Below are 25,496 nucleotides of genomic sequence, written 5' to 3' on the forward strand. Positions count from 1 at the left end.
AGGCACCTTTTTTAACGCTTTTTCTTTTTACCTTGAACGGCTTTAAAGCGCGGATTGTCTTTATTAATAACATAGACACGACCTTTACGCTTTACGATTTGGCAGCCCGGGCGGTTCTTCGCGCTTTTTAATGAACTTAATACTTTCATGTTCTTTCCTTATAGCAACTACTTGCTAGCTAAGTTTTTGAAACGACGATTAAACGCAGCAACACGGCCATCGCTTGCAACGGCTTTTTGCTTACCGGTATAAAACGGGTGTGAATCGCTTGATACGTCAATTGGCACATAAGGGTAGGTTCTTCCCTCAAGTTCAATCGTGCGCGAAGTTTTGATTGTCGAACCAATAATAAAATAGCTGTCTGCCGCTGTATCATGAAACGCGACTTGCTGGTAATCAGGGTGGATATTTGGCTTCATAATGCACCTATTTGTTATGTGATAATGTAGCAATAATAGGGTGATTGACTGTTTGGGTCAAGATAAAAATGATTCTTATTTATATTGGTTTGTCTTAATTTTGTACAAGCTGAGCAATCAATAAGCAGTTAGATTTAAAAAGCTGGATATTGTCGATAAGGCTGTTATAACTAGGTATGCGTGCTTATTTTAAAGAGGGATATGGAAGTGAATGATAAAACTAGCCGTGAAGAACTAGATCAAAATGTAATGAACACGCTTCGCGATAAAGACCATTCTGTTTTAGCTAGTCATGTAGACACCTTGTCGTGTACTCACAACGATATTATTGAGTTGTTAGCACAGTATTTAGCACTGAGTGAACAAGATGATGATGAGCGTTTCGATACCTGGTTTGATAATCTAAGTAAAGAGCAACACACCGTTGTGAAGACTTTCGAAGTGTATCGTGGTCAGTACGAGCATTTAGATTCTTAATACTTGATCAAGTTGTTTTTACATTAAAAAAGCCACCCGAAGGCGGCTTTGCCGATTAGCGCTAACTAATTAATCTAACATGTAAGCTCGCATGGTAATTTGCTCTGCTTGGCTTGAACCATAATCTGAAACAATCGTTCGAATATGGACAAAGTCACCGACGTTTCCAGTATTAGGGATCGTAGCTACCCATTCACCGTCAATGTGTTCAACTTGTGCATCTAACCAGTTTTCGCTTGAGAACTTCGTTGATACAGGGCAATAGATATAAGCAGGCACGTTAGCAATCGTACATTCTTGGCCGTATGCATATTGGAACTGTACACCTGCCAGCGCCACTTCACCTACACCGTCTAGTAAACCCGTTAACTTAACTTGAGCCGCTTCACCCGCTTTCATGCTGTTATTAATATCAACCGGTAAATCAACCATAGGCACTAAAATTGGCTGAACATCTTGTTGTTGCTCGTCAGCCGTAAATGTATAGAAACCTTGGTAAAGAGAACCTAGCTTATCATTTATTGGAGAGCGCTCACCAACACCACGGGCATAAGAACGCATTTCTAAGGTAATTTGATGAGAGCCCGGCTCAAGAGTTAACGTACCTTGATACGGAGATGCTGGCTCACCATTTACTTTTAAACCAAAGGCTGAGCTACCCATAAAGCCAAAAATACCATCATGGTTTGCGGCATCGCCAAACGAGGCAAGGTTAAAGTAAAGAACATTGGTATCGCGGCTAATAATCGCCGAGCCATTGCTGCCTAAGCTACCAGCACGTGGACCTTTAAACCAAGTGGTGTTTTGCTCAGCACCTTCAGTCATTGCGCGTGGACCATCAAAATAAGCGCCACCACTTTGAATTTGATAGTTTGGCATAACGACATTCGTCCATGCATTTTTTGTACTTGCTGTGTAATATTCATCACGCTGATGAGGTAACATAATTAACTGTGAGCTACCTGTTGAGTAGAACTCCCCGGTACTGTTGGTCATTGCCATAACATCAGTCCATGCAGGGCGCTCATCATTTTGCGAGTGATAAGACGCACTTATTTTATGCATTTTATGTTCAGCAATATTGATTTGCCCAGATTGAATTCGGCCATCAACAATATGGTTTATTGAATAAGCATAAGGTGAGCGTTCAGCCGCAATACCAGACCAGCTAACGATATTGTTGCCAGCCTCGATTTCTGCCATTAAGGCTTCACCTTGTTCGGTACTAATACCAATCACGGGGACTTTTGGTGTGCCTGTGATTGTCCCTTTATATCGACCGCCACGACCAGGACGATAAAAGATCACACCACTGGCGCCATTTTTCATCGCATTACCGACCATGTAAGACGTGAGGTAATTAGGATTAGTAATAAGCGCAATTTTGCCGTCTAACTCAAATTGACTCCAATCAGTGCTGTAGCCAGCATCACCGACAGGCACGACTTCTGCAGAGCCTTCACCATGAAAAGACAGTGCTAAACCTTGTTTGATGTAATCAAGTTCAACTCCGTTTTGCATAGTGACGGTTGTTTCTGGAGCTACCGCGCGGGTGGTGATAAATGAGCGAAAGCGATCGTCATGACCTTGTGACCATGCATACATATCATTTACGTAATCAGGAGCCATTTCGATAGCTGCAAGCTTCGCAACTTCTTGATCGTCAATCGCGTAAGTAAAGCCAAACGAATAACCTTGTGGATCAAGAGGCTGGTCAGCTTTAAAGGTAACAGGCTGAGCGTTACGTGCATCAAAGTTAATCTCTGTTTTGCCATCAATCTTACGATTTAATACAGCCATTTGTGCCGCTGATTCTACTAAACCAGAGCTGGTTTGCGGATTATCGTAAGTCATAATGTTAGCAATCAACGTATAGTAACCAGCAGGTACATCGATATTGGCTTTACCGCCAGTGAGCCTAACAAGACTGCCCCAATCATCTTCTTCATTTATTAAGTAAAGCTTAGATGGAGAGCCTGCTTGATTACCCCAGCGATCAGTCAGGTTAACAGTTAAATTAACGTGAGGTTGGTCAATCCAAAATGACACTGGCACAGTCACTTGTTGGTCGGTATTGCCAACGGTTTTGCCTGTGATATGACCTGTAATTGCACCATAAGCACTGTTATTAAGTGCCACACTAGGGTCAATCCACATAGGGACTTGAGCAACACCTTTGGCTGGGATTGTCACAGATTTAACATCTAACCCTGCCAAGGTCGCCGGTAATTGTGTTTTGCCATCTTCACCGATTAAATCTAATTTCAATTTTAATTTAATATTTTCATCAGAGGTGTTTGTTAACGTGATCTGTGTTTCGGTAAATGCACTATTGGCATTATCAAAGTAGCCATGTTCACGGTTTGCAGGGGCCACAATAGCTTGGTCAATGGCACGGTCGATATTCATGGCACCGGCACCTTGCTCAAGGACGTGAGAATCACTACTAAATACAGATGATGTAAGCACGTCTTTAATTTCTTTTGGCGTAAGGTCTTGGCGAGCTTGCATTACAATTGCAGCACCACCGGCAACATGCGGGGCAGCCATTGATGTACCTGAATACACGCGGTAGGCCGTATCACCTAAGCCACCAGAAGCCGCGGCAACCACAGAGACACCTTGCGAGGCAATATCTGGTTTTGCTGAGTGGCCATCTGGCGATGGACCGCGTGAAGAGAACGACGCCGTATTGCCATCACGATCAATAGCACCCACGGTTAATGCACTTGGCGCGCAGCCCGGTGAACCAATCGTTTCACGGGTAAAGCTATTGCCCGCAGAGATAACAAATAAAGCCTTATCGCTAAGCGCTTCAACCATCTCAACCAATGGGCCACTACAGGTTGTTGCTGTGCCACCCAATGACATATTTACAATGTCAGCTTGTTCTGAAAGCACCGCCCATTGCATGCCATTTAAAATACCGTAGGTTGATCCTCCTCCTGTATTACCAAGTACTTTACCGATAATTAAATCGGCGGCTGGTGCCACACCGACCCATTTGCCTGCTGACTCATGGCCATTGCCTGCAACGGTTGAGGCTGTATGAGTTCCATGACCATTTAAGTCATCTACACCGTTGCTCGAATACGTAAAATCACGTGATGCAATGACACGATCTAGTAAGTCTGGGTGCTCGGTGTCGTAGCCTGTATCAAGTACGGCAACTTTAATACCTTCGCCATTATAGTTAATCGCTGACTCACCATATGCGCCGGTTAGTGGGACTGTTGGAGTCAGTGTTTCTGACTGGGTAACCTTGTGAGCATGAACGACAGCATCAAGCCAAATACCTTCAACGTCAGCTTGTGCAACCAGGGTTTGCCAAGTTTGCGCTGCTTTGTCTTTGTTGATTGCAAATGCGGCGCTGTCGATTAGCTCAATTTCACCGGTTAATGACATACCAGCAAGCGTTGCTGGGACTGCAGATCCTGCAAGGGTGCCGTCGCGGTATTCAACAATGACGGGGAGCGCGTCGGTTGATGCATCATCGTAACCCGATTCATATAACTTATTAATGTTAAATAACTCTAAATCGATCGCATTTGAATCAACTAAGGCTTGAGCATGGTTTGGAACAACATAGGTGTTGTTACCACGTTTAAAGATACTGGTGAATGTATCTGAACTATCTGCATTCACTAATCGAATGCCGCCTAGCTTGCCGTCTTTATTGACAACAGCCGATACTTTGTCCCCAGTGATCAAAGTGAATGTAAGGGCATCCGCTTTACTTTGTTGTGTAACAAATGATTCTTCTGCGGTTGCTGGTTGGGCAATCGATAAGCCGAGCATGGCTAAGTAGGTCGCCTTTAAGCGACCAAGCCTTGGAAAAGGTTTCATCTTTTCATCCTTTATTTTGATGTAATTAGTTTGGAAGAAAGGAGTTATTGCTAGCTGTCAAAATAACAAATATGACAAGAGCAATAACTCAACCAGACCAATCTATCGATCAAGCAGATGAAAACCTACAAAACAAAGGTAGCAAATTGTATTAACTTATTTATAACAAAATAAACACTGTTGTAACTTTGTGCGGTCATTCAGTTTCGCTTCATTTTAAGCGCAAAAATGAGAGGTTATTTTACCGATAGATCGTACTTTGCCACTACGTCATCAATATAACGATGGCGTAAGGTGTTTTTACCTTCGTTGCCCGTTCCATGACTTAACGCGCGGTTCATTAATTTGAGCGCTTTATGTAAGCTTTGGCGCTCTTCCACGCTTAAACCTGTTTTAGTGCGTAGTTCAGTAATATCATCAATCAATAACTTAGCCACATCGAGCTGTACGGCTTCTTCAACTAAGCCATTTTGTGTTAGCACACCGTATTTACTGCATAAAAACTGCTGCCAAACTTGCTGTAAGTGCTCGTCAATTTCACTGCCAAATAATTCTTCATCGATAGCAAAGCCTTGCTCAGCAAGCTTACTGAGTTGATTTGAATATTGCTGAGCAAAATAATTAAACGCTTGGCAGGATGAGCTTATGTCATGTTTGATAATTAATTGCCCCCAACTAGTGGCACCACGAGGGTAATAGTCTTGATATTCTTCGCATTGATAAATGCCCGAATACGAACTGCATTCTAATTGACTCTGCAAACAATAACTCGGCTTTGGAAATAAACTACTTTGTTGCCATGCCGATAGCGTTTCCTCATCAATTGAGAGGGTATGGCACAGCTCTTCGGTGGTATAAAAGTAGGTTGCCAAAAATTTTGAAAGTTGCATTATCAAATACTCACAATAAATACTGTTAATTTATACAGTATTTGATTTTGGCTTAACTTTGATTTTTTCTCAAGTATTTTTATTTATTGCAGCACACTACTCGGAAAATGCCTGTGTTTGTGATACAACTAGCGCAAATTTTCCAAACATTAAAAAAGTTATGCGCAACCTAGAAACAATTAAACAAGCAAGTTTGATCACCGCTATAAAAACACCTTATTTAACCAATGGTGAAATTGATCTTGCATGTTATGACGACCTTGTTGAACAGCAAATTGCAGCTGGTGTTGATGGCATTATTGTCGGTGGTACCACAGGTGAAGGGCAATTAATGAATTGGGAAGAACACTTAATGCTAATTGCTCACAGTGTTAGCAAATTCTCTGACCGTTTATTAATTGTCGGTAATACAGGTAGCAACAATACGCGAGAAGCGATTAAAGCAACCGAGTATGGTTTTGCCACCGGTATGGATGCAGCGCTACAAATTAACCCTTATTACGGACGTACGTCGCTGGCGGGTGTGAAAGAGCACTTTAATCGTTTACTTGATATTGGTCCTGCGTTTATCTACAACGTAGCAGGTCGTACAGGCCAAGACTTAACACCCGATATCATTGAGCCACTCGCGAAGCACGAAAACTTTATCGGTGTAAAAGAGTGCGGTGGCAATGAGCGTATTGCTCATTATGAACAGCAAGGTATTGCTTGTTGGTCAGGTAATGACGATGAAGCGCATGATGCAAGACACATTCATAAAGCCCACGGTGTTATCTCGGTTACATCTAATATTATTCCAGGCTTATTCCGTCAGTTAATGGATGAGCAAAATGATGCACTTAATGCAAAACTACAGCCACTTATGGGCTGGTTATTCTGCGAGCCTAATCCAATTGCAATCAATACGGCACTTATGATGACAGGCGCGGTAAATCCTGTGTTCCGTCTTCCTTATGTGCCACTAACAAGTGCTCAGCAAGAAATCGGTTTAGGTTACATTAACGAACTCGATGTTGCTGATATAGTAGGTGAAAAAGCACAACTTTTAACCGAAAAAGACGTTATTTTACGATAAAAATGAATGAGTGCTTAATTGCGGCTGTAATTAAGCACCATTGTTTTACTTTTTTGTAGCTAATAGGTAAAATTAGCAATCGTTTGGCGTTATAAGAATAATATTTGTGAAATTTGTTGTTGAGAATTTGAGTTTATGGGTTGCACCCGAGCAACAAATAGCAGAATTAAGCCATCTCAATCTTGCTGACCTTGATTTAAGCTGGGTTGCACCGATGCAGCGCCGCCGCTTAAGCCCATTTATGAAAATGGCGCTTCATACTATGCATCAAGCGCAAGGTGAGTATCAGCAGCTAGCTGTTAATTTTTCATCGCGTCATGGCGACTTACCAAAAACATCGCAACTGTTACATTCACTTGTCGAACAAGAGCCTCTTTCTCCGACCGCATTTGGTCTGAGTGTACATAATGCTGCAACCGGATTATTTTCGATTATTGCAAAAAATAAAGCCCCGATGAATGCTATTGCTGGTGACCAAGACAGCATTATTTCTGCCATGATAGATGGTTTTGCGCGTGTTCATAGTGGTATTGAACAGCAGATTTTGATTGCTCATGCCGAAAGTGTATTACCAGATGAGTACTTACCATTTAGCGACGAGCAACAAATTGCTCATAGTGTATCGTTCGTATTATCAACAGCGCAGACCGGTAAGCCGTATTTTGAATTAACAAAACTACCTGAATCAGAACATACTCAAAGTGACTCGTGTTTACCACTGAGTTTGCAATTAGCAGCTGCTTTAACAAGCAAAGGATCACAATCGCTGCTTTCGCATCAACAATCAGCTTGGATGCTACAGTACCATGGCGACTAACGTTTACATTAAGTTGAATAAAATTTGGCGGGTACTGGCAACCGGGTTTTGTTTTTCTGTATTTGGTTTTGGCGGTATTGTACTCACCTTGTTGGTTTTGCCTCTACAACGTTTATTTGAACCTTGCCAAGCGAAACGTAAGCAAAAAGCCCGTTTAACGGTTCACTATAGTTTTAAATTCTTTGTTGCCTTAATGCATTACACCGGTGCTATCCATTTTTCTGTGCAAGATAAACAGAAATTTCATGACCTGAGAGGGCAATTAGTTCTTGCCAATCACCCTTCATTAATTGATGTTGTGGTGCTGATATCTGTGATTAAAAATGCTGACTGCGTGGTCAAAGCACACTTATTTAAAAATCCGTTTATGCGCGGTGTAATTAAAGGCACAGGTTATATTAGTAATGAAGACCCGCAAGAGTTACTGAATGATTGTGAAGCATCTCTCGCTGCTGGAAATAATCTGATAATCTTTCCTGAAGGCACCCGCACAACCCCAGGTGAACAGCTAAAATTTAAGCGTGGCGCTGCGAATATTGCTGCGCGTTGTAAAGCTCCAATTACCTCAGTGCTGATTAGTATGAAGCCCAGCACTTTGACCAAAGGCACACCATGGTATTGCGTTGCTGCAACAAAAGCGCATTTTGAGATGCGCTTTGCCACTGACCCATTTACGTTTAACGACACATTTAATAATGAACAACCCGCCATGCAAGCACGACAATTAACCCGTGATTTGCAACATTACTTTTCAGAGGAACTCAGGCACCTATGACTGAACTAAAGAACAAAATAAAACAATTAATCATTAGCAGCTTAGATCTTGAAGATATTACCGTGGATGATATTGAAAATGACCAACCTTTGTTTGTTGATGGTTTAGGCCTAGATAGCATCGATGCGCTTGAGCTTGGCTTAGCCATTAAAAAAGAGTTTAACGTTAAGATTGACGCAAACTCAGAACAAACAAAAGCCCATTTTGCATCGGTAGATGCACTGGCAGAATTTATTAACCAACACCAATCATAATACAGACTTAGAAGTAGGAATAAGCATGAAAACCGCTGCTGACATTTACAACGTTTTACAGGGCATTTTAGTAGATGAATTTGAGATCGATGCTGATGATATCAGCCTAGATGCGCACCTGTATCAAGACCTAGATCTTGATAGCATTGATGCTGTTGACTTAGTTGTAAAACTACGCGAAATCACTGGTAAGAAAATTGAGCCAGATGCATTTAAGCAAGTGCGTACTGTGCAAGATGTTGTAAACGAAGTAGAAAAACTCGTTTCATAAACATTACTATGCTCAAAGCGATAACCACAACATTGCTCTTCGTATGCTTATCTTTATACCCATTTATTGTGTATTTTGGATTACAGCATATCTCATTAAGGCAAGTGAGCTTGGTATTGATGGTATTGTTAGGTTTAAGGCTTTTACTTAGCAAGAAGTTACTGACATCTATGCCATGGATAAAGCCAGCCTCTATTTTGGCTATTATCGCTTTAGCAACAACGCAGTTTTTTAACAGTGATCTGGGCTTAAAGCTTTACCCAGTCATTATAAATACAGTAATGGCCATAACCTTTGCTTATTCGTTGAAAAGTGGCCCAACAGTCATTGAAAGTTTTGCTCGAATTAAAGAGCCTGATCTTGATGAGAAAGGGGTTAATTACACGCGCCAAGTTACTAAAGTATGGTGCGCGTTTTTTATTATTAATGGCAGTATTGCGTTATACACTAGCCTATTTACTTCGTTACAGACATGGACTCTGTACAACGGATTAATAGCCTATATTTTGATTGCTCTCTTAGGCCTTGTGGAATGGCTTGTAAGACAAAAGGTTAAAAGTAATGGTAGCGAGTAACCTGAAATTTCACCCAGACGCTGCATTTGTTGTTGCAGGGCAGCCAATAACACAAACACAGTTTTTTGCTGATATTGCGGCTTATCAAAGTAAGCTCACAGCGCTTAAAGCTGGCAGCCATGTGGTGTTATTCCATCCTGATACCTACCAATTTGCAGTGCGCTTATTTGCCTTAGCGTGTAGTGGTTATAATGTTATTTTGCCACCTAATGGTCAGCACGAAACCTTAAGTTTATTGCTAGCACAGTCTGCTTTTTTTGCCGGCGATGCGACCAATATCAATGATGATGTGCTATTTACTAACCTTGAGCAAAGTCTTGGTCACACGCCTTTGCAAACTAACCGTTTACAATGGCCAACAAACACAGCGGTTATATTTTATACGTCAGGCTCATCAGGACAATCTAAACCGATAGTGAAACCGTGGCGGGTATTAAATCGAGAGCTTGCAGTACTTTCAATGTCATTTGACTTACCCAGCCAGTTTACGTTTTTAGCAACCGTTTCGCATCAACATATTTACGGCTTATTATTTCGTTTACTTTGGCCGTTGGCGAAAGGCCATATAATTGATAGTGAACAAATTCAGTATCCTGAACATATTGCGCAAAGACTAAAAAATATTCGTTATGCAGCGCTCGTTTCAAGCCCTGCGCAACTTGGTCGTTTATGTGCTGATAATGTGTTAATTCCTGAACGCGACAAAATTAAGTGGTTATTTTCCTCTGGCGGACCACTCAACAATGAACATGCCGAAACTTTATTTAACCAGTTAGCTCGCCCGGCTACCCAAGTATTTGGTAGTACCGAAACCGGCGGTATTGCTTATCGACAAGTTACACAGGCGGCGGTTGATGTACCATGGCAGCCGTTTAATGGTAATTTTTTATCGCTGAATCATGAAGGGCGCTTGATGCTAGATTCTGCGATTTTAGAGCAATCGAATTTCCCTTTAGACGATAGAGCACTCGTTCATAAAAATGGTCAATTTAAACTGTTGGGCCGTATAGACAGAACGATAAAAATTGAAGAAAAACGTTTAAACCTAGATGAGCTTGAGAGTTATCTGCAAAGTCACGACTGGATAAAAGAAGCAAAAGTGGTGGTTATTCCAGCTAAGCGCGTGCAAATTGGTGCGGTGGTTGTACTCAGTGAAGAAGCTAATAAAGAGCTTGAACAACAGGGTAAATTGGCAATTAACCGCGCTTTACAAGCACACCTCTCAAACCGCTTTGAACGTATTTGCTTACCACGTAAATGGCGCTACATCGATGCACTTCCTTTTAACAGCCAAGCTAAATTAAGTTTAAAAACATTGGAGCAGTATTTTGCCAAGCCTGAATAACGTGACCCCAGAGGTGGCCGTTTTATCACAAACAGAAACTAGCGTGAGTTTAGCGTTAACCATTGCGGCTGATTTAGATTATTTTCGCGGCCACTTTCCAGATGCGCCAATTTTAGCAGGCGTAGTACAGCTGGATTGGGCAGTAAAATATGCTCAGCAATATTTGGGTTTTGGCAAACTAGTACAAGATTTAGAAGTGTTAAAGTTTCAGGTAGTAACAACCCCTGATATGACGGTAAACCTCACCCTTGAGCGCAATGCAAAAGGCAAATGTTTGTTTAGCTATCAATCAGAAAAAGGCCAGCATGCGTCTGGTCGAATTGTATTTTGTGATTAAGCCATGAACCAGTTTTGTATTGTTATTCCTAATTACAATCACACCCATGCTATTGCTGCTGTACTCGATGAGCTAAAAGAGCTACAGCTGCCGATAATCATGGTTGATGATGGCAGTGACGCTGATGCCAAACAAGTATTTGCAACGCTTAACGCTAAGTACGATTTTTTAACCTTGATAAGCCATGCTCAAAATCAAGGTAAGGGTGGGGCAGTTCAAACTGGGTTGATGGCTGCCTATCAGCAAGGGTTCAGCCATGCCATTCAGGTTGATGCTGACGGCCAGCATTCGTTAGCAGATATTAGTAAGTTGATTGAACTAAGTAATGCATCACCTAACAAGGTGATCAGTGGTTGTCCTATTTATGATAGCTCAGTGCCTAAGCACCGTTATTTAAGTCGTTACATCACCCATTTTTGGGTTTGGGTAGAAACGCTCAGCTTTGATATTGTTGATTCAATGTGTGGTTTTCGGGTTTACCCCTTAGCAGCCGTTGAACAATTAATGGCTAAGCAAACGCTTGGCAAGCGCATGGACTTTGATATTGAAATTTTAGTCAGGCTTTATTGGCAAGGTGTTAAAGTCACGTTTTTGCCAACCCAGGTCATTTACCCTGAAAATGGCGTATCTCATTTTCGAGCCTTACACGATAACGTGGGAATTTCGTGGCTGCATACGCGTTTATTCTTTGGCATGTTGCTACGCTCACCTAAGCTGCTTTGGCGTAAGGTGGCAGGCTAATGGCTGTAAAACATTGGTCAAAAATGCAAGAACGTGGCAATCGCTTAGGCATGCAAATATTGCTCGTATGTTATCGCGTATTTGGTCGAAAAGGCTTGTGGTTGGTGTTGTTTCCGGTGGTGTTTTATTTGTTTTTAACTGGCAAAACTGCCCGCCAAGCGTCACATGCATTCTTAACCCAAGCGCGTAAAGTAAATGGCAATAGTAAAGCAGTTACTTGGCGCGATAGCTTTCGTCATTTTCGCTGCTTCGCTGACAGCGCCTTTGACAAAATAGATGCATGGCTTGGACGAATTCAGCAACATAATATTCTTTACACCAACGAAGCGCTGTTTAAACAACTTGATGAGCAACAGCAAGGGGCTATTTTTATCGGCTCACACCTTGGTAACTTAGAGGTATGTAGAGCCCTTAGCCAACACCGAAACAGTAAAAAAATCAATGTATTGGTGTTTACGCATCATGCTGTAGAATTTAATAAATTACTGAAAAGTATTAATCCGGATGTTGCAGTAAACCTCATTCAAGTAACCGATCTTGGCCCAGATATGGCAATTATGCTCAAAGAGAAAGTCGAGCAGGGTGAAATTGTGGTGATAGTCGGTGATAGAACCAGTACCACCACCGCAGGAAGAGTTATCGAAGCTGACTTTTTAGGTAAGCCAGCCCCCTTTTCACAAGGGCCATTTATTTTAGCTGCGCTGTTAGATTGCCCGGTGTTTCATCTGTTTTGTTTAAAAGATAAAAAGCCCAATGGCGAAACATTTTACCGCGTGATTTTTGAAAAATACGCCGACAAACTCGTTTTACCGCGTAAAACGAGGCAACAAACATTACAACAAATTGTTAGCGATTATGCGCAAAGGCTCAGTTTTTATGCTGCGGCCTATCCGTATCAATGGTTTAATTTTTATGATTTTTGGCAAAATGACGAGCAAGTGTCTCGTAGTCAAAACAAGGAGAACTAAGGTGTCAGAGCACTCGACTACCGTTTTTGGCAAACAGCGTTTATCAATCGAAGATATTGTTCATATTGCATTAGAGCAAGGTGCTGTTGCGTTAACATCAGACCGTCAATTTGCTAATAAAATAGACAGCGCCGTGGCGTTTTTAGATAAGTTGCTTGAAGATGATGGCGTGATATATGGCGTTACCACAGGTTATGGCGATTCAGTAACCGTAAAAGTGCCACTTGATTTAGTCAATGAGTTACCACTGCATCTTACTCGTTTTCATGGTTGCGGCCTTGGCGATGTGTTTAATCAAGCCCAAGGGCGCGCTATTTTAGCGACTCGTTTAACTTCGCTTTCACAAGGGTATTCTGGCGTTAGCTGGGAGATGTTGAATTTATTACGTGACTTTTTAAATCACAATATTGTACCGGTGATCCCGCAAGAGGGGTCTGTAGGAGCCAGTGGTGATTTAACGCCGCTTTCGTATGTAGCCGGTGCTATGGTTGGTGAGCGAGATGTGTATTACAAAGGCGAAATTAAAAACAGTCTAGAGGTGATGCAAGAACTAGGCTTACAGCCATTAAAGCTACGCCCGAAAGAAGGGCTGGCAGTCATGAATGGCACTGCCGTGATGACAGCTTTGGCATGCCTTGCTTATGATAGAGCAGATTACTTAGCTAAATTGACTAGCCGCATAACAGCCCTTGCAAGCCTTGCATTAAAAGGTAACAGTCATCACTTTGATGATATTTTGTTTTCAGTGAAGCCACATCCAGGGCAACAGCAAGTAGCTGCATGGATCCGTGGTGATCTAAATCATGTAGAACACCCTCGTAATGCTGACCGCTTACAAGATAGGTATTCAATTCGCTGTGCTCCACATGTTATTGGTGTGCTGCAAGATAGTTTGCCGTGGTTTAGGCAAATGATTGAAAATGAACTAAATTCGGCAAATGATAATCCAATCATCGATGGCGAAGGTGAGCACGTATTGCATGGTGGTCACTTCTATGGTGGTCATATTGCAATGGTAATGGATAGCATGAAAACCGCTGTTGCTAATTTAGCCGACTTAGCAGACAGACAAATCGCATCCTTAGTTGATACGCGCTATAACAATGGTTTGCCTTCTAATCTATCGGCGAGTAATGATGAGCGTCGCTACATTAACCATGGTTTTAAAGCGGTCCAAATTGGCGCCAGTGCATACACGGCCGAAGCATTAAAACTGACCATGCCAGCAAGTGTGTTTTCTCGTTCAACCGAGTGTCACAACCAAGATAAAGTGAGCATGGGAACTATCGCTGCACGAGATTGTTTGCGTATATTGCAGCTAACTGAGCAAGTGGTTGCAAGTACTTTGCTTGCGAGTATTCAAGGTTTGCGTTTACGTATTAATAGCGGTGAGCTTGAATTCGCTAGTTTAACTAGTGATGTACAAAGTATGTATCAAGACATTAGCGAGTTTTTCCCGCTGCTTGATGAAGACCGTCCTCTAGAGGCTGTTCTTCGCTTTACGGTAGACGCTATTCAAACAAAACGTTGGAGTTTATATGCATAGTCGTGGCTCGTTGTTGAGTACTCATGTTGAGATTGAAATTCCTTTTCATGATTGCGATCCAATGAATGTGGTATGGCATGGTAATTACCCGCGCTATTTAGAAGTCGCGCGCTGCGAATTACTGCGTTTGTTTGATTATGATTATGTGCAAATGCAAGAGTCTGGCTATGCGTGGCCGATTATTGACATGCATATTAAGTACGTCGGCTCAGCATTGTTTACACAAAAAATCCGCGTTGATGCGTACTTAAAAGAATATGAAACACGATTACGTATCGATTACGTAATCACTGATTGCGCTACAGGTAAAAAGTTAACCAAAGCAACGACTATCCAAGTTGCGGTTGATATAGAGAAAAAAGAAATGCAGTTTGTTTCGCCGCCTGTACTCCATGAAAAACTTCAAAAGGTGATTTAATGCGATTAAGCGTGTTGTTACTGAGTGTGCTCGTTTTTTTTCCTGTGTTTGCATCAAGCGCAGTAACAGAGCAAGGCACATTTAGCCAAGAAAAGCATTTTAAAGGGTTTAGTAAGCCTTTTATATCAACAGGTTCGTTTGAACTTGCTGAAGATAGCCTCACTTGGCAAGTTGAATCTCCGGTTAAAAGCACGCTATTAATCAAGCAAGGGCAAGTATATACCCTGGATGACCAAGATAAGCCGCAGCTACAAAAAGGTGCAGAGCCTTACGTTAATTTACTGCAAGCAATTTTAAAGCATGATGAAGTGGCACTTGCTGAGCAATTTACGATGACAGAGCATGCAGAGCCCGGTTGTCAGACTTTATTGCCTAAAGATAACTTGCTAAAGCAGCTATTTAGTCAGTTCGAATTATGTGTAGCAGCAGAGCAAGTGAGCCGTGTGCGTCTTCAAGAAGCAAATGGTAACTTTACTGTGTTACGCTTTGCTTATCCTCAAAATGAGCATAAACAGTGAAAGCATGGGGCCTAACGCTTGCTTGGCTAAGCCTATTAGTTAGCGCCTTAGTGGTTGTTTTTATTCTAAAACAGCCGACGTTGAATAATGATATTTTGGCTTTGTTGCCAAAGTCAGAACCGCGTTTACAGCAAGTCGAAGAACACTTTTTTTCAGCTAATAAACAGCAGTTGAGCTTTTCTTTTCGGGGTGAGAATAAAGTAAAAGCTTATGATGATTTACATCAGTGGCTGGCGAGTAAACACATTGAGCCTCGTTTTAAGTTACCCGAAATCTCCCAATTGGCAGCATTTTACGGTCAGTACGCTGGGCATTTAGTCTCCGAGGAATATAAACAAGCTATTGGCGATGCTAATCGCTTTCAACAGTATTACTTTAGTCAGTTGAGTAAAGTCGCTGATCCTTTTGTTTCAAGTACTATCAACCAAGACCCAACACTTGCTACAGCAGGGTTCTTATCTGAGGCAATGACACACATACAGCAATTTGAGCTGCAAGATGGCCGAATTAACATTAACTATCAAGGTGATGAGTATTTAATGTTATTTGTGCAAAGTGCTGACAATGCCTTTTCAATAAATCAATCAATAGCGTTGAGCAATGAGATAGTTGCCTATATCGCTGAGCTTGAAGGCCGCTATCCAGATACACAAATTCGCTATGCCGGTGCTTTATTTCACACCGCAGCAAATGCGCAGCAAGCCAAATTTGAAATGACCTTGTTTGGTTCGGTGAGCTTGCTGGCGCTTATTGTGATGGTGGTGTGGGTGTTTCGCTCGATAAACGCATTGTGGCTGGCCTCTGTAACCGTGATAAGCGCCGCTATTGGCGGCACCATTGCGCTGATCAGTATTTTTAGTCAGGTGCATGTATTAACCATGGTGTTTGCCGTTACACTGATTGGTATTGCCATTGATTATGCATTTCATGGCATGCTTGATTTAACCGAGCAGCCGCAAGGTTTTAGCCAAGGGCTTAAACTGGCACTGTTGTTGTCGTTACTAACCACCACACTCGGTTACGCGAGTTTGTTTTTCTCACCCGTGCAGTTACTCAGTCAAGTGGGCGTGTTCGTTGTTGCAGGGCTAGTTACAGCTTGGCTTTGCACACGAATTTTACTGCCTTATTGGCAAGCTGGTTTAACCATTAACACTGCTGCGCATCAATTAGCTAACTGCTTAAGTGGTTATTTAAAACGATTAACGCATTATCGCGTCGCACTCAGTATGCTGACGTTAGTGTTATTGAGTGCTTTTGCCTTACTAAAACCCCCTGTGATTAATGATGATGTAAAGCTGTTAAATGCAAGTCCTGCTGATTTAATGCAAAACGAAGCGTTGCATATGTCTTTATTAGGTAAAGATAATGGCCAAATCATGATTTTATTTGCTGATAATGCGCAGCAGTTATTAGTAGAGCAAGAAGCATTAAAAGCAACTATTCGCGGTCTTAATGGCCGTGCCTTGATGCTTAGTGACTTAGTGCCTAGTAAACAATTACAACAGCAAAACTACGATCAACTGCATTCGGCCCAGCAAGCGATGAGTGTGGTTAGCCAAATGACAGGGACGCCCGTTGAGCTCCCAACATCAATGCTTGATTTAAACGCGGCACTTAATTCACCGTTAGCGCCGTTAATCGCTAACCAAGTGATCTCAAACAACACACTAACCGCAAGCTGGTTTATGGTAACAGGTGTAAATAAATCCGAGCTGATGGATTTAGCCAACGCTTACCCAGATTTAGTTGTTTACGATAAAGTCGCGATGATAAGCGAAGGTTTAAGTCATTACTCAAATTCGTTACTGGTGACACTGGCCATTGCGATGACCTTTGCGTTATTACTCTTTAGCGTTAAATTTGGTTTTAAAACGGCGTGTAAACAAACGTTAGTGCTTGTACTAACAACCGCGGCTGTACTGCTACTATGCAGTGCGCTGCAATCTCAGCTGTCGATTTTTAATTTATTAGGCTGTTTATTGATATTAGCGTTGGCAATCGATTACTTGGTGTTTTATCAGGTCAATAATTTAAGCTCGAGCAATGTACTCGCAATTAGTTTGTCAGCGGCATCATCGATGTGGGTATTTGGCATGTTGGCCGTTTCGAAAACGCCGGCCATTTTCAGTTTCGGATTAACGGTATTAGTGGGGCTAGTTTGTATCTATATCCTGGCGCCGCTCAGTATTGCATTACCTAAAAATAAGGAAAAATAATAGGTGAATAATCAAGTTCAACAGGCTGATGTTGTTATTATTGGTGCTGGCCCTTCAGGTGCCGTGGCTGCCAGTTTACTGGTGAAAAAAGGTTGGCATGTAGTGGTGTTAGAGCAGCAAACCTTTCCGCGTTTTTCGATTGGTGAAAGTTTATTACCCCAGTGCATGAGCTTTTTAGCAGAAGCAGGCCTTGAGCAAGCGGTGCAAACACAGGCACAATCGCTTGGTTTTCAGTTTAAAAATGGTGCGGCGTTTCAACGTCGTGGCGACCACACAACAATCGATTTTACCGAGAAATTTAGCGAAGGCCCTGGCACGACTTTTCAAGTAAAACGCGCTGACTTTGATAAATGCTTAGCCGATGGTGCCATGCAGCAGGGGGCTGAAATTCGATACCAACATAGCGTGTTAGCGTTTACCGATTGTGAGGATGGCGCTTTACTTGATGTTACGGATGAAAACCAGCAAGGCTATCAAATTAAAGGGCGCTTTGTACTTGATGCTAGTGGTTTTGGCAGAGTATTACCTCGCTTACTTGATTTAGAGTCAGCATCAAATTTCCCAGTACGTTGGGCTTTTTTCAGCCATTTTAAAGATAATATTAGCGATACCCAGTTTGACCGCGAAAAAATCTTAATTAATGTTCATCCAGAGCATAAAGATATTTGGTATTGGCTGATCCCATTTAGTGATGGTACGGCAAGCATTGGTGTCGTTGGTAAACCAGAGCAACTTAATGATAAACAACCACTCGCTGGTTTAAATGAATTTATCGAACAAGATAGCTATTTAAGTGAGTTATTAGCCAATCGTGAAGCAATTGGTGAAGCGCGTGCTATTAAAGGCTATTCGGCTAATGTGTCGAGCTTGTATGGTGAGCATTTTGCACTACTTGGTAATGCCGGTGAGTTTTTAGATCCGGTATTTTCATCTGGGGTGACGATTGCATTAAAATCAGCTTCATTGGTTGCTCCTATAGTAGATAGCTACTTACGTGGTGAGCAAGTTGATTTCAAAAACGATTACAGTGAGCCTTTGCAACAAGGGGTTAATTGCTTTAGAACCTACGTCAGTGCTTGGTATGATGGCTCATTTCAGGACGTGATTTTTTACAGTGAGAAAAACCAACAAGTGCGCGAGATGATCAGTGCTATTCTTGCTGGTTATGCATGGGATTTACAAAACCCATTTGTAAAACAAAGCAACAAACGCTTAAATACACTGGTTGAATTATGTCGCGACTAACACGCTCTTTGCTCTTATCTTTGAGCATATTAGTGGCAAGTTGCGCCAGTGAATTTGCAGTAAAAACGGGTGTTGATTTAGCGCCAAATGCAGGGATTTATTTGCTTGATCCACCGCCGTCATTAGTTGCCGATAATTGGCAGCAAGTACTTGAAGTACACCATGGCGATGAGCAGCATACATTACTAGCGCAGCTGAGTTTAAACAGTGAAACGGGGATTAACTTGGCTGTTATGACGGCTCAAGGTATGCCAATCTTTCAGTTAGAAAAAGCGCCACTAGGGCCGATTAAAAGCGAAAAAATGCTCCCTATCAACGCGGTTGATCCTCGCTATATTCTTGCTGATATCATGCTAGTACACTGGCCGGTTACTGTGCTGAACTCGCAACTTTATAATTTGAACTTGGTTGAACAAGGCTCGACACGGCGTTTATATCAAGGTGAACAGTTAATTAGTGAAATTCGCTATTTAGACGGTGCAACAGAACTTGTAAACTTTCAGCGAGATTACAAAATTAAATTTCAAAGGGTTAATTGATTATGCCATTTTGGCTTAACGACTTAGGTATTGTTAGTGCATTGGGGGTTGGTCATCAACAAACAATGCAAAGTATCAGCTTACAACCTAAACAAACACTCACAGAGGTGACGTCGCTTGCATTTGAGCAGCGCCCAACTTTTGTGGGGTTGGTTAATGAACTGCCATTAACAGCATCAATGCGATTTTATCAGCTAATCGATTTAGCGCTGGGGCAAATTGCTGACACATTAGCAAACATAGACATTCCGAGCAGCCGTATTGCTGTGGTGATTGGTACTAGTACTGCTGCAATTCAAGAAGGTGAAAGAGGTCGAATTGCCCATGCAGCTAAGGGAAAGTGGCCAGAGGAGTTTGATTATTACGACCAAGCGCTCGTCGCACCTGCCAATTATATTGCCAAAAAACTCGCTGCGAAGGGGCCAAGTTACAGCATTTCAACTGCGTGTAGTTCAAGTGCCAAGGCGCTTATTAGTGCGCGCGCCTTACTCAGTGCCGATTTAGCCGATGTGGTAATTTGTGGTGGGGTAGATAGCTTGTGCCAACTCACTATTAATGGCTTTGATTCGTTATCGTCTATCAGCGATGAAATTTGTAAGCCGTTTAGTGGCGACAGAGCAGGCATCAATATTGGTGAAGCCGCAGCGTTATTTGTTATGAGTAAAGAGCAGCATACAAAACAGAGCATTGCCTTTTTAGGTGGTGGTGAAAGCTCCGACGCCCACCATATTTCAGCACCGATTGCAGACGGTTCTGGCGCAATTGCTGCTATGACAACGGCGTTGCAAGACGCGAATTTAACGCCTTCAGATATCGACTACATTAATGCCCATGGAACAGCCACACCGCAAAATGATGCGATGGAATCTCTGGCAATCAGTGAGGTATTTGGCAAAGATACTAAAGTGAGCTCTTCTAAACATTTGACCGGCCACACTCTAGGCGCTGCAGGTGCCTTAGAAGCGGGCTTATGTTGGCTTTATTTGGCTTACCCAGAGTTTAATCAATTAGTATGCAATCAGGTTATAAAAGACGAATCATTGGCTGAAATTGGCTTAATAACACAACCAGAAACGGCAGAAATTAACACCTGTTTATCAAATTCGTTTGCCTTTGGCGGCAATAATGTCAGTGTAGTACTAGGACATCTAAATGAATCACTATAAAATTGAGCAAGTAGTCCCTCATAGTGAGCCAATGATATTGCTCAATCGCCTATCTAGTTACAGCGAAGAGTCAGGTTGCTGTGAAGTGGATATTAGTTCACAAAGCCCGTTTTATGACGAGAGCTTAAATGGGGTTGCCAGTTATATTGGTTGTGAATATATGGCGCAAACTATCGCAGCTTATGCGGGTGCGCTGGCAAAAGACAAAGGAAATGAAGTACAAATCGGTTTTTTAATTGGTACGCGCAAATATAAAACCTATGCACCGGTATTTAAAAACGAGCAAACGCTTAAAGTCTCGGTGACAAAATTATATCAAGAAGAATCAGGGTTAAGTGTATTTGAGTGTCAAATACATAGCGATGAAACATGCTTAGCAGAAGCAAAAATTAATGTGTTTCAACCACAAGACCCAATGCAGTTTATAAGAGAAAATCAATGACAAAACGTATTTTAGTCACCGGCTCAAGCCGTGGTATTGGCAAAGCAATCGCACTTAGATTAGCTAACGATGGCTTTGATATTGCTGTTCATTGTCGCAGTGGTGTGGCTGAAGCAGAGCAAACCTGTGAAGAAATCAGTGCGCTTGGTCGTCATGCTAGCTTATTGCAATTTGATGTTTGCGATAGAGAGCTTGCAAAACAACAAATTGAAGCTGATATTGCCGAGCACGGTGCGTATTATGGGGTGATCTGTAATGCCGGTATCACGAATGATATGGCGTTCCCAGCGATGCAAGGTGATGATTGGGATAAAGTGATCCGTACTGGCCTTGACGGTTTTTATAATGTGGTTCATCCAACGGTGATGCCAATGGTGCAAGGTCGTAAAGGTGGCCGTATTGTCACTATGGCGTCAGTGTCAGGGATTGCCGGTAATCGCGGGCAAGTTAACTACAGTGCCGCTAAAGCGGGCATTATTGGTGCGACCAAAGCGCTTTCGCTTGAGCTTGCAAAACGTAAGATCACCGTTAACTGCGTAGCTCCAGGGCTAATCGAAACCGAAATGACAGACGATTTACCGGTTGATGAAATGCTAAAAATGATCCCATTAAAACGTATGGGTTCGGTTAGTGAAGTCGCGGGTACTGTGTCGTTTTTATGTTCAGATGACGCCGCGTATATCACCCGCCAAGTTATTTCTGTGAATGGCGGTATGGTGTAATGAAGCGCGTTGTTGTTACAGGCATGTCTGCCATTACTGCATTAGGTGATACCTGGGGTGAATTTAAAACCGCTTTGCAAAAAGGTGAAAATGCCGTCCAGTACATGACTGACTGGGATGTGGCGCCAGAACTAAACACTCGACTAGCAGCACCTGTTACTCATTTTAGTAAACCAAGCCACTATAAGCGTAAACAAGTTCGCTCAATGGGGCGTGTTGCTATGATGTCGACCCGTACTACAGAGCTTGCTCTAGAAGAAGCTGGGCTATTAGAGCACTCAAGTCTAACCGACGGCTCTACTGGTATTGCTTTTGGCTCATCAACGGGGTCAACGCCACCATTATTAGCTTTTGCAAAAATGATGGAAACCGGCGAAATGACAGGCGTAACGGCCACCAGTTACATCCAGATGATGGCGCATACAGCGCCTGTGAATGTGGGTGTCTTTTTTGGCTTAAAAGGTCGGGTGATCACTACCAGCTCTGCGTGCACATCAGGCTCGCAAGGTATTGGTTATGCTTATGAAGCGATTAAGTATGGTCGCCAAAAAGCCATGGTGGCTGGTGGCGCAGAAGAGTTATGCATCACAGAAGCTGCGGTATTTGACACTTTATACGCGACGAGCACAAAAAATGATGCTGCGAAAAGTACGCCACGACCATTCGATCAAAATCGTGATGGTCTGGTTATTGGTGAAGGTGCAGGCACGCTCATTTTAGAAGAGTATGAGCATGCCCTAGCCCGTGGAGCGACTATTTATGCGGAGCTGGTCGGTTTTGGTTGTAACTCAGATGGTCAACATGTGACGCAACCTACCGCAGAAACTATGCAAGTGGCTATCGAAATGGCACTTAATGATGCACAGCTTACTGCCGACCAAATTGGCTATGTGAATGCTCATGGTACGTCAACAGATCGGGGTGATATTGCGGAGTCTCTGGCGACTTTCAATGCCCTTGGCAAGAAACCTATTAGCTCATTAAAGAGTTATTTAGGTCATACCTTAGGAGCGTGTGGCGCCATTGAGGCATGGGCAAGTATCAATATGATGAATGATGGTTGGTTTGCACCTACTATCAATTTAACGGATGTCGATCCTGAGTGTGCTGATTTAGACTATATCAAGGGCAATGGCCGTGAAATGCAAACAGATTACATTATGAGCAATAACTTTGCGTTTGGTGGCATCAATACCTCGTTAATTTTTAAAAAGTGGCAAGCATGATCAAGCGCTGCATCATAAGTATTTTATTTATTCTAACTTTTAATGCTTATGCTGCACAAGACAGTGTAGAAAAGGGCACTGCAAAAATGGAGTTCGGTGCAGGCCTTTTTTATGCAGATATCCCGCATTATTTAGGTTCAGATGAAAGTGAGCAATACCTATTGCCTGTGCCTTATTTTCGTTATCAAAGCGATAAAATGGCCATCGACCGTAATAACTTCACTGGCTTTTTGTGGCAGCAAGAAAATCTCCATTTAGATTTATCTGCCAACGTAGGTCTTGCAGTTGACAGTGAAGACAACAAAGCCCGAGAAGGTATGGATGATCTAGATTGGGTGTTTGAATTAGGGCCTTCACTTAATTACTACCTAATAGGTGAACCAAACGCTAAACAGCATTTGTATTTAAGCCTGTTTGCACGCAAAGCCATTGCGACAGATTTCTCAGGTATTGATGATATTGGCTGGCGTTATGGGCCAAGTGTGTATTATCGAGTGCCGATCATCGAAAAAGCGGATTCACAATTTTCATTAGCGTTTCGTGGCAATATCAACTTTGCTAGCGATAAATACCTTGATTACTACTATGGAGTGAGTGACTTACATAGCAATGAAACTCGCCAAGCATACTCAAGTCGTTCAGGTTTTTCTGGTGCTGATGTATCAATTGGGGTACATTTTGACACACCAAAGTATTGGTTAGGTGGTTTTGTTAAATATCATCACCTTGCTAACAGTCAACAAGATGCAAGCCCACTCGTGAAGCAAGATTATAATGTTTCGGTTGGTTTTGGTGTTGCATGGAAATTTTATAGAAGGAATTTTTAAATGAAGTTATTGACCCTTGTATGTGTTTTAGCGGCTTGTTTGTTTTYAACAAACAGTTTTGCACGTGATGATATACAAACGCTACCTGTACAAGCACTACTTGAAACCACCAAAGCGAAACAAGCGCTGTTAGATATTCCGCTGTATTTCGCTGATCAAAGTCATAACAGCATTAAAACCAATTATGGTGAAGTGATCACCAACAAGAAAACCAACGCATTTAATAAAACTGACCGAGAAGCGTGTGAGTGGGTAATGCTTAGTGCTTTAAAAGCATTACAAGAGCGTGCTGTTCGTGAAGGCATGAATGCAGTTGTAAATATTCAGTCGTACTACAAAAAACGTGAGTTCGTTAGCCAAACCGAATATCAATGTGGTGCGGGCACATTTGTTGCTGGCGTGGCATTAAAAGGCACTTTAGTTAAGTTATAACTAACTAAAGTCATTTTTTTTCTGTATAATTTGCGACCCTTGATATGATGGCCGCAGGTTATACAGCATGAATTTTAAATCATTTAGTTTTTCTTCTGAGCTTTTACAGGCATTAGAAGAGCTTAATTTCGAAACGCTTACTCCCGTTCAACGTAGTGCAATTCCTGCGGTAAGAAAAGGCAAAGACGTACTTGTTAGTGCGCAAACAGGCACGGGTAAAACCGCTGCATTTGCTTTACCACTTATCCAAAAATTATCAGAATCAGCGGTTAGTGAAAATAATGCACCGAGTGCATTAGTGCTTGCACCTACCCGCGAATTAGCTGAGCAAATCGCTAATAATTTTAAAGCGTTTGCAAAATACACCGAACTCAAAACAGTGTGCTTGTTTGGTGGTATCAATCTAGCGGGTCAAGCTAACGATTTGAAAGCAGGTGTCGACATCGTGGTTGCAACGCCAGGGCGCTTACTTGATCATCTGCGTTTGGGTAACATCAGCTTAGCTAATGTTAAGCATTTAGTGCTTGATGAAGCTGACCGTATGTTAGACATGGGCTTTATCAACGATATGCAAATTGTTATTAATGGTTGTGATGAAGCGCGTCAAATCTTATTGTTCTCTGCCACTTTCCCGGCGGCAATTAAACAATTTGCGAGTAAAGTACTAAAGCAGCCTGAAATCATTCGTGTTGATCAAACAAACAGTACTGCAGAAACAGTGCAACATGTTGTTTATCCAGTTGAAGAGCGCCGTAAGCAAGAGCTTTTATCTGAATTGATTGGTAAGAAAAACTGGCAGCAGGTACTTGTTTTCGTAAACATGAAAGAAACCGCTGATGAGCTTGTAAAAGAGCTTAATCTTGACGGGATTCCTGCTGTTGTTTGTCATGGTGATAAAACCCAAGGTAACCGCCGCCGCGCTTTACGCGAGTTTAAAGAAGGTAAAGTTCGCGTGCTGGTCGCAACTGAAGTAGCTGCTCGTGGTATTGATATTGAAGGGTTGCCACGTGTGATCAACATCGATCTACCTTGGCTTGCAGAAGACTACGTGCATCGTATCGGCCGTACAGGTCGTGCTGGTAAGCCGGGTCAAGCAATTTCGTTTGTGAGCCGTGAGGAAGAAAACACTTTATTCGATATCGAAAAGCTAATCGGACAGCGCATCAAGCGTATTGTTTTACCAGGTTACGAAGTAAGCAGCCGTGAAGTACTAATTGATAAAATTGGTAAAAAGCCGTCGCATTTACGTCGTAGCCGTACAAATAAGGCTTCGGGTCAGGCAACGGGTGAAGCGCGTGCAAAGAACCGTTCACGAATCGCAAATGTTCGCAAATCTTTGAAAGGCAATAAATTAAGCCTTAAAAAGTAATAAATTCCGATAACAAACGTATAAAAAAGCCCCATTGCTG

The 25,496-nt window shown here is 42.3% G+C and carries 28 protein-coding genes; 24 read left to right on the forward strand and 4 right to left on the reverse strand.

Features of this window, described 5'->3' with window-relative positions; translation table 11 throughout:
- Positions 1-11: 11 nt before the first annotated feature.
- Positions 12-149 (reverse strand): type B 50S ribosomal protein L36, encoded by a 138-nt coding sequence (gene ykgO / locus L1D51_RS11330; RefSeq protein WP_054554561.1) that lies wholly within the window; start codon positions 147-149, stop codon positions 12-14.
- Positions 150-167: 18 nt separating this feature from the next.
- A complete protein-coding gene (locus L1D51_RS11335; protein WP_054562425.1) occupies positions 168-419 on the reverse strand; it encodes a type B 50S ribosomal protein L31 in 252 nt (83 codons plus the stop codon).
- Between the two features lie 249 nt (positions 420-668).
- Between L1D51_RS11335 and L1D51_RS11340 the strand changes: the two genes are divergently transcribed.
- Positions 669-896, forward strand: a complete 228-nt coding sequence (locus L1D51_RS11340) for a hypothetical protein (protein ID WP_408002938.1) — start codon at positions 669-671, stop codon at positions 894-896.
- Positions 897-965: 69 nt separating this feature from the next.
- Here L1D51_RS11340 and L1D51_RS11345 read toward each other — a convergent pair whose 3' ends face one another.
- Positions 966-4,742 (reverse strand): S8 family serine peptidase, encoded by a 3,777-nt coding sequence (locus L1D51_RS11345; RefSeq protein ID WP_239963697.1) that lies wholly within the window; start codon positions 4,740-4,742, stop codon positions 966-968.
- Positions 4,743-4,978: 236 nt separating this feature from the next.
- Positions 4,979-5,632 (reverse strand): DUF6058 family natural product biosynthesis protein, encoded by a 654-nt coding sequence (locus tag L1D51_RS11350; RefSeq protein ID WP_054562423.1) that lies wholly within the window; start codon positions 5,630-5,632, stop codon positions 4,979-4,981.
- A gap of 160 nt (positions 5,633-5,792) precedes the next feature.
- Between L1D51_RS11350 and dapA the strand changes: the two genes are divergently transcribed.
- The 23 genes from dapA (at position 5,793) to L1D51_RS11465 (ending at position 25,456) form a co-directional block, all read left to right on the forward strand.
- The gene (dapA, locus tag L1D51_RS11355) at positions 5,793-6,707 is read left to right on the forward strand and encodes a 4-hydroxy-tetrahydrodipicolinate synthase (protein ID WP_054562639.1); all 915 of its coding nucleotides are present in this window, start codon (positions 5,793-5,795) and stop codon (positions 6,705-6,707) included.
- A gap of 106 nt (positions 6,708-6,813) precedes the next feature.
- Complete coding sequence (locus tag L1D51_RS11360) at positions 6,814-7,524, forward strand: beta-ketoacyl synthase chain length factor (RefSeq protein WP_152968918.1); 711 nt, start codon at positions 6,814-6,816, stop codon at positions 7,522-7,524.
- Positions 7,514-8,299: a lysophospholipid acyltransferase family protein gene (locus tag L1D51_RS11365; RefSeq protein WP_054562421.1), complete on the forward strand. Its 786-nt coding sequence runs from the start codon at positions 7,514-7,516 to the stop codon at positions 8,297-8,299. The genes L1D51_RS11360 and L1D51_RS11365 overlap by 11 nt, the downstream gene beginning before the upstream one ends.
- Positions 8,296-8,553, forward strand: coding sequence for a phosphopantetheine-binding protein (locus tag L1D51_RS11370; protein ID WP_054554555.1), 258 nt, complete (start codon positions 8,296-8,298; stop codon positions 8,551-8,553). The genes L1D51_RS11365 and L1D51_RS11370 overlap by 4 nt, the downstream gene beginning before the upstream one ends.
- Positions 8,554-8,578: 25 nt before the next feature.
- Positions 8,579-8,824 carry an acyl carrier protein gene (locus L1D51_RS11375; protein WP_054554554.1) on the forward strand — a complete coding sequence of 82 codons (246 nt, stop codon included), beginning with the start codon at positions 8,579-8,581 and terminating at the stop codon, positions 8,822-8,824.
- A gap of 8 nt (positions 8,825-8,832) precedes the next feature.
- Complete coding sequence (locus tag L1D51_RS11380) at positions 8,833-9,399, forward strand: COG4648 family protein (protein WP_055021096.1); 567 nt, start codon at positions 8,833-8,835, stop codon at positions 9,397-9,399.
- The gene (locus L1D51_RS11385) at positions 9,386-10,744 is read left to right on the forward strand and encodes an AMP-binding protein (RefSeq protein ID WP_054562419.1); all 1,359 of its coding nucleotides are present in this window, start codon (positions 9,386-9,388) and stop codon (positions 10,742-10,744) included. The genes L1D51_RS11380 and L1D51_RS11385 overlap by 14 nt, the downstream gene beginning before the upstream one ends.
- Positions 10,728-11,081, forward strand: a complete 354-nt coding sequence (locus L1D51_RS11390; protein ID WP_054562418.1) for an ApeI family dehydratase — start codon at positions 10,728-10,730, stop codon at positions 11,079-11,081. The genes L1D51_RS11385 and L1D51_RS11390 overlap by 17 nt, the downstream gene beginning before the upstream one ends.
- A gap of 3 nt (positions 11,082-11,084) precedes the next feature.
- Positions 11,085-11,822: a glycosyltransferase family 2 protein gene (locus L1D51_RS11395; RefSeq protein ID WP_054562417.1), complete on the forward strand. Its 738-nt coding sequence runs from the start codon at positions 11,085-11,087 to the stop codon at positions 11,820-11,822.
- Entirely contained in the window at positions 11,822-12,790 is a 969-nt protein-coding gene (locus tag L1D51_RS11400; protein WP_054562416.1) for a lysophospholipid acyltransferase family protein, read from the forward strand. Before L1D51_RS11395 ends, L1D51_RS11400 begins: the two co-directional genes overlap by 1 nt.
- 1 nt (position 12,791) lies before the next feature.
- On the forward strand, positions 12,792-14,336 hold the full coding sequence (locus L1D51_RS11405) for an HAL/PAL/TAL family ammonia-lyase (RefSeq protein ID WP_173637079.1): 1,545 nt from the start codon (positions 12,792-12,794) through the stop codon (positions 14,334-14,336).
- The gene (locus L1D51_RS11410) at positions 14,329-14,754 is read left to right on the forward strand and encodes an acyl-CoA thioesterase (RefSeq protein WP_054554548.1); all 426 of its coding nucleotides are present in this window, start codon (positions 14,329-14,331) and stop codon (positions 14,752-14,754) included. The genes L1D51_RS11405 and L1D51_RS11410 overlap by 8 nt, the downstream gene beginning before the upstream one ends.
- The gene (locus tag L1D51_RS11415) at positions 14,754-15,272 is read left to right on the forward strand and encodes an outer membrane lipoprotein carrier protein LolA (protein ID WP_054562415.1); all 519 of its coding nucleotides are present in this window, start codon (positions 14,754-14,756) and stop codon (positions 15,270-15,272) included. The genes L1D51_RS11410 and L1D51_RS11415 overlap by 1 nt, the downstream gene beginning before the upstream one ends.
- Positions 15,269-17,488, forward strand: coding sequence for an MMPL family transporter (locus L1D51_RS11420; protein ID WP_239963698.1), 2,220 nt, complete (start codon positions 15,269-15,271; stop codon positions 17,486-17,488). Before L1D51_RS11415 ends, L1D51_RS11420 begins: the two co-directional genes overlap by 4 nt.
- 3 nt (positions 17,489-17,491) lie before the next feature.
- Positions 17,492-18,733 carry an NAD(P)/FAD-dependent oxidoreductase gene (locus L1D51_RS11425; RefSeq protein WP_054562413.1) on the forward strand — a complete coding sequence of 414 codons (1,242 nt, stop codon included), beginning with the start codon at positions 17,492-17,494 and terminating at the stop codon, positions 18,731-18,733.
- Complete coding sequence (locus L1D51_RS11430; RefSeq protein WP_054562412.1) at positions 18,721-19,272, forward strand: DUF3261 domain-containing protein; 552 nt, start codon at positions 18,721-18,723, stop codon at positions 19,270-19,272. The genes L1D51_RS11425 and L1D51_RS11430 overlap by 13 nt, the downstream gene beginning before the upstream one ends.
- A gap of 2 nt (positions 19,273-19,274) precedes the next feature.
- On the forward strand, positions 19,275-20,438 hold the full coding sequence (locus tag L1D51_RS11435; RefSeq protein ID WP_239963699.1) for a beta-ketoacyl-ACP synthase: 1,164 nt from the start codon (positions 19,275-19,277) through the stop codon (positions 20,436-20,438).
- Positions 20,425-20,880, forward strand: a complete 456-nt coding sequence (locus tag L1D51_RS11440; protein WP_054554542.1) for a hotdog family protein — start codon at positions 20,425-20,427, stop codon at positions 20,878-20,880. The genes L1D51_RS11435 and L1D51_RS11440 overlap by 14 nt, the downstream gene beginning before the upstream one ends.
- Entirely contained in the window at positions 20,877-21,602 is a 726-nt protein-coding gene (gene fabG, locus L1D51_RS11445) for a 3-oxoacyl-ACP reductase FabG (protein WP_054562409.1), read from the forward strand. The genes L1D51_RS11440 and fabG overlap by 4 nt, the downstream gene beginning before the upstream one ends.
- A complete protein-coding gene (locus L1D51_RS11450; protein ID WP_054562408.1) occupies positions 21,602-22,828 on the forward strand; it encodes a beta-ketoacyl-ACP synthase in 1,227 nt (408 codons plus the stop codon). The genes fabG and L1D51_RS11450 overlap by 1 nt, the downstream gene beginning before the upstream one ends.
- Complete coding sequence (locus tag L1D51_RS11455; protein WP_054562407.1) at positions 22,825-23,655, forward strand: MipA/OmpV family protein; 831 nt, start codon at positions 22,825-22,827, stop codon at positions 23,653-23,655. Before L1D51_RS11450 ends, L1D51_RS11455 begins: the two co-directional genes overlap by 4 nt.
- Positions 23,656-24,087 (forward strand): excinuclease ABC subunit A, encoded by a 432-nt coding sequence (locus tag L1D51_RS11460; protein WP_239963700.1) that lies wholly within the window; start codon positions 23,656-23,658, stop codon positions 24,085-24,087. It abuts the gene before it with no gap.
- Between the two features lie 67 nt (positions 24,088-24,154).
- Entirely contained in the window at positions 24,155-25,456 is a 1,302-nt protein-coding gene (locus tag L1D51_RS11465; protein ID WP_239963701.1) for a DEAD/DEAH box helicase, read from the forward strand.
- The last annotated feature ends 40 nt before the right edge of the window (positions 25,457-25,496 follow it).

The sequence above is a fragment of the Pseudoalteromonas shioyasakiensis genome (genome assembly GCF_022398475.1).
GTDB lineage: Bacteria > Pseudomonadota > Gammaproteobacteria > Enterobacterales > Alteromonadaceae > Pseudoalteromonas.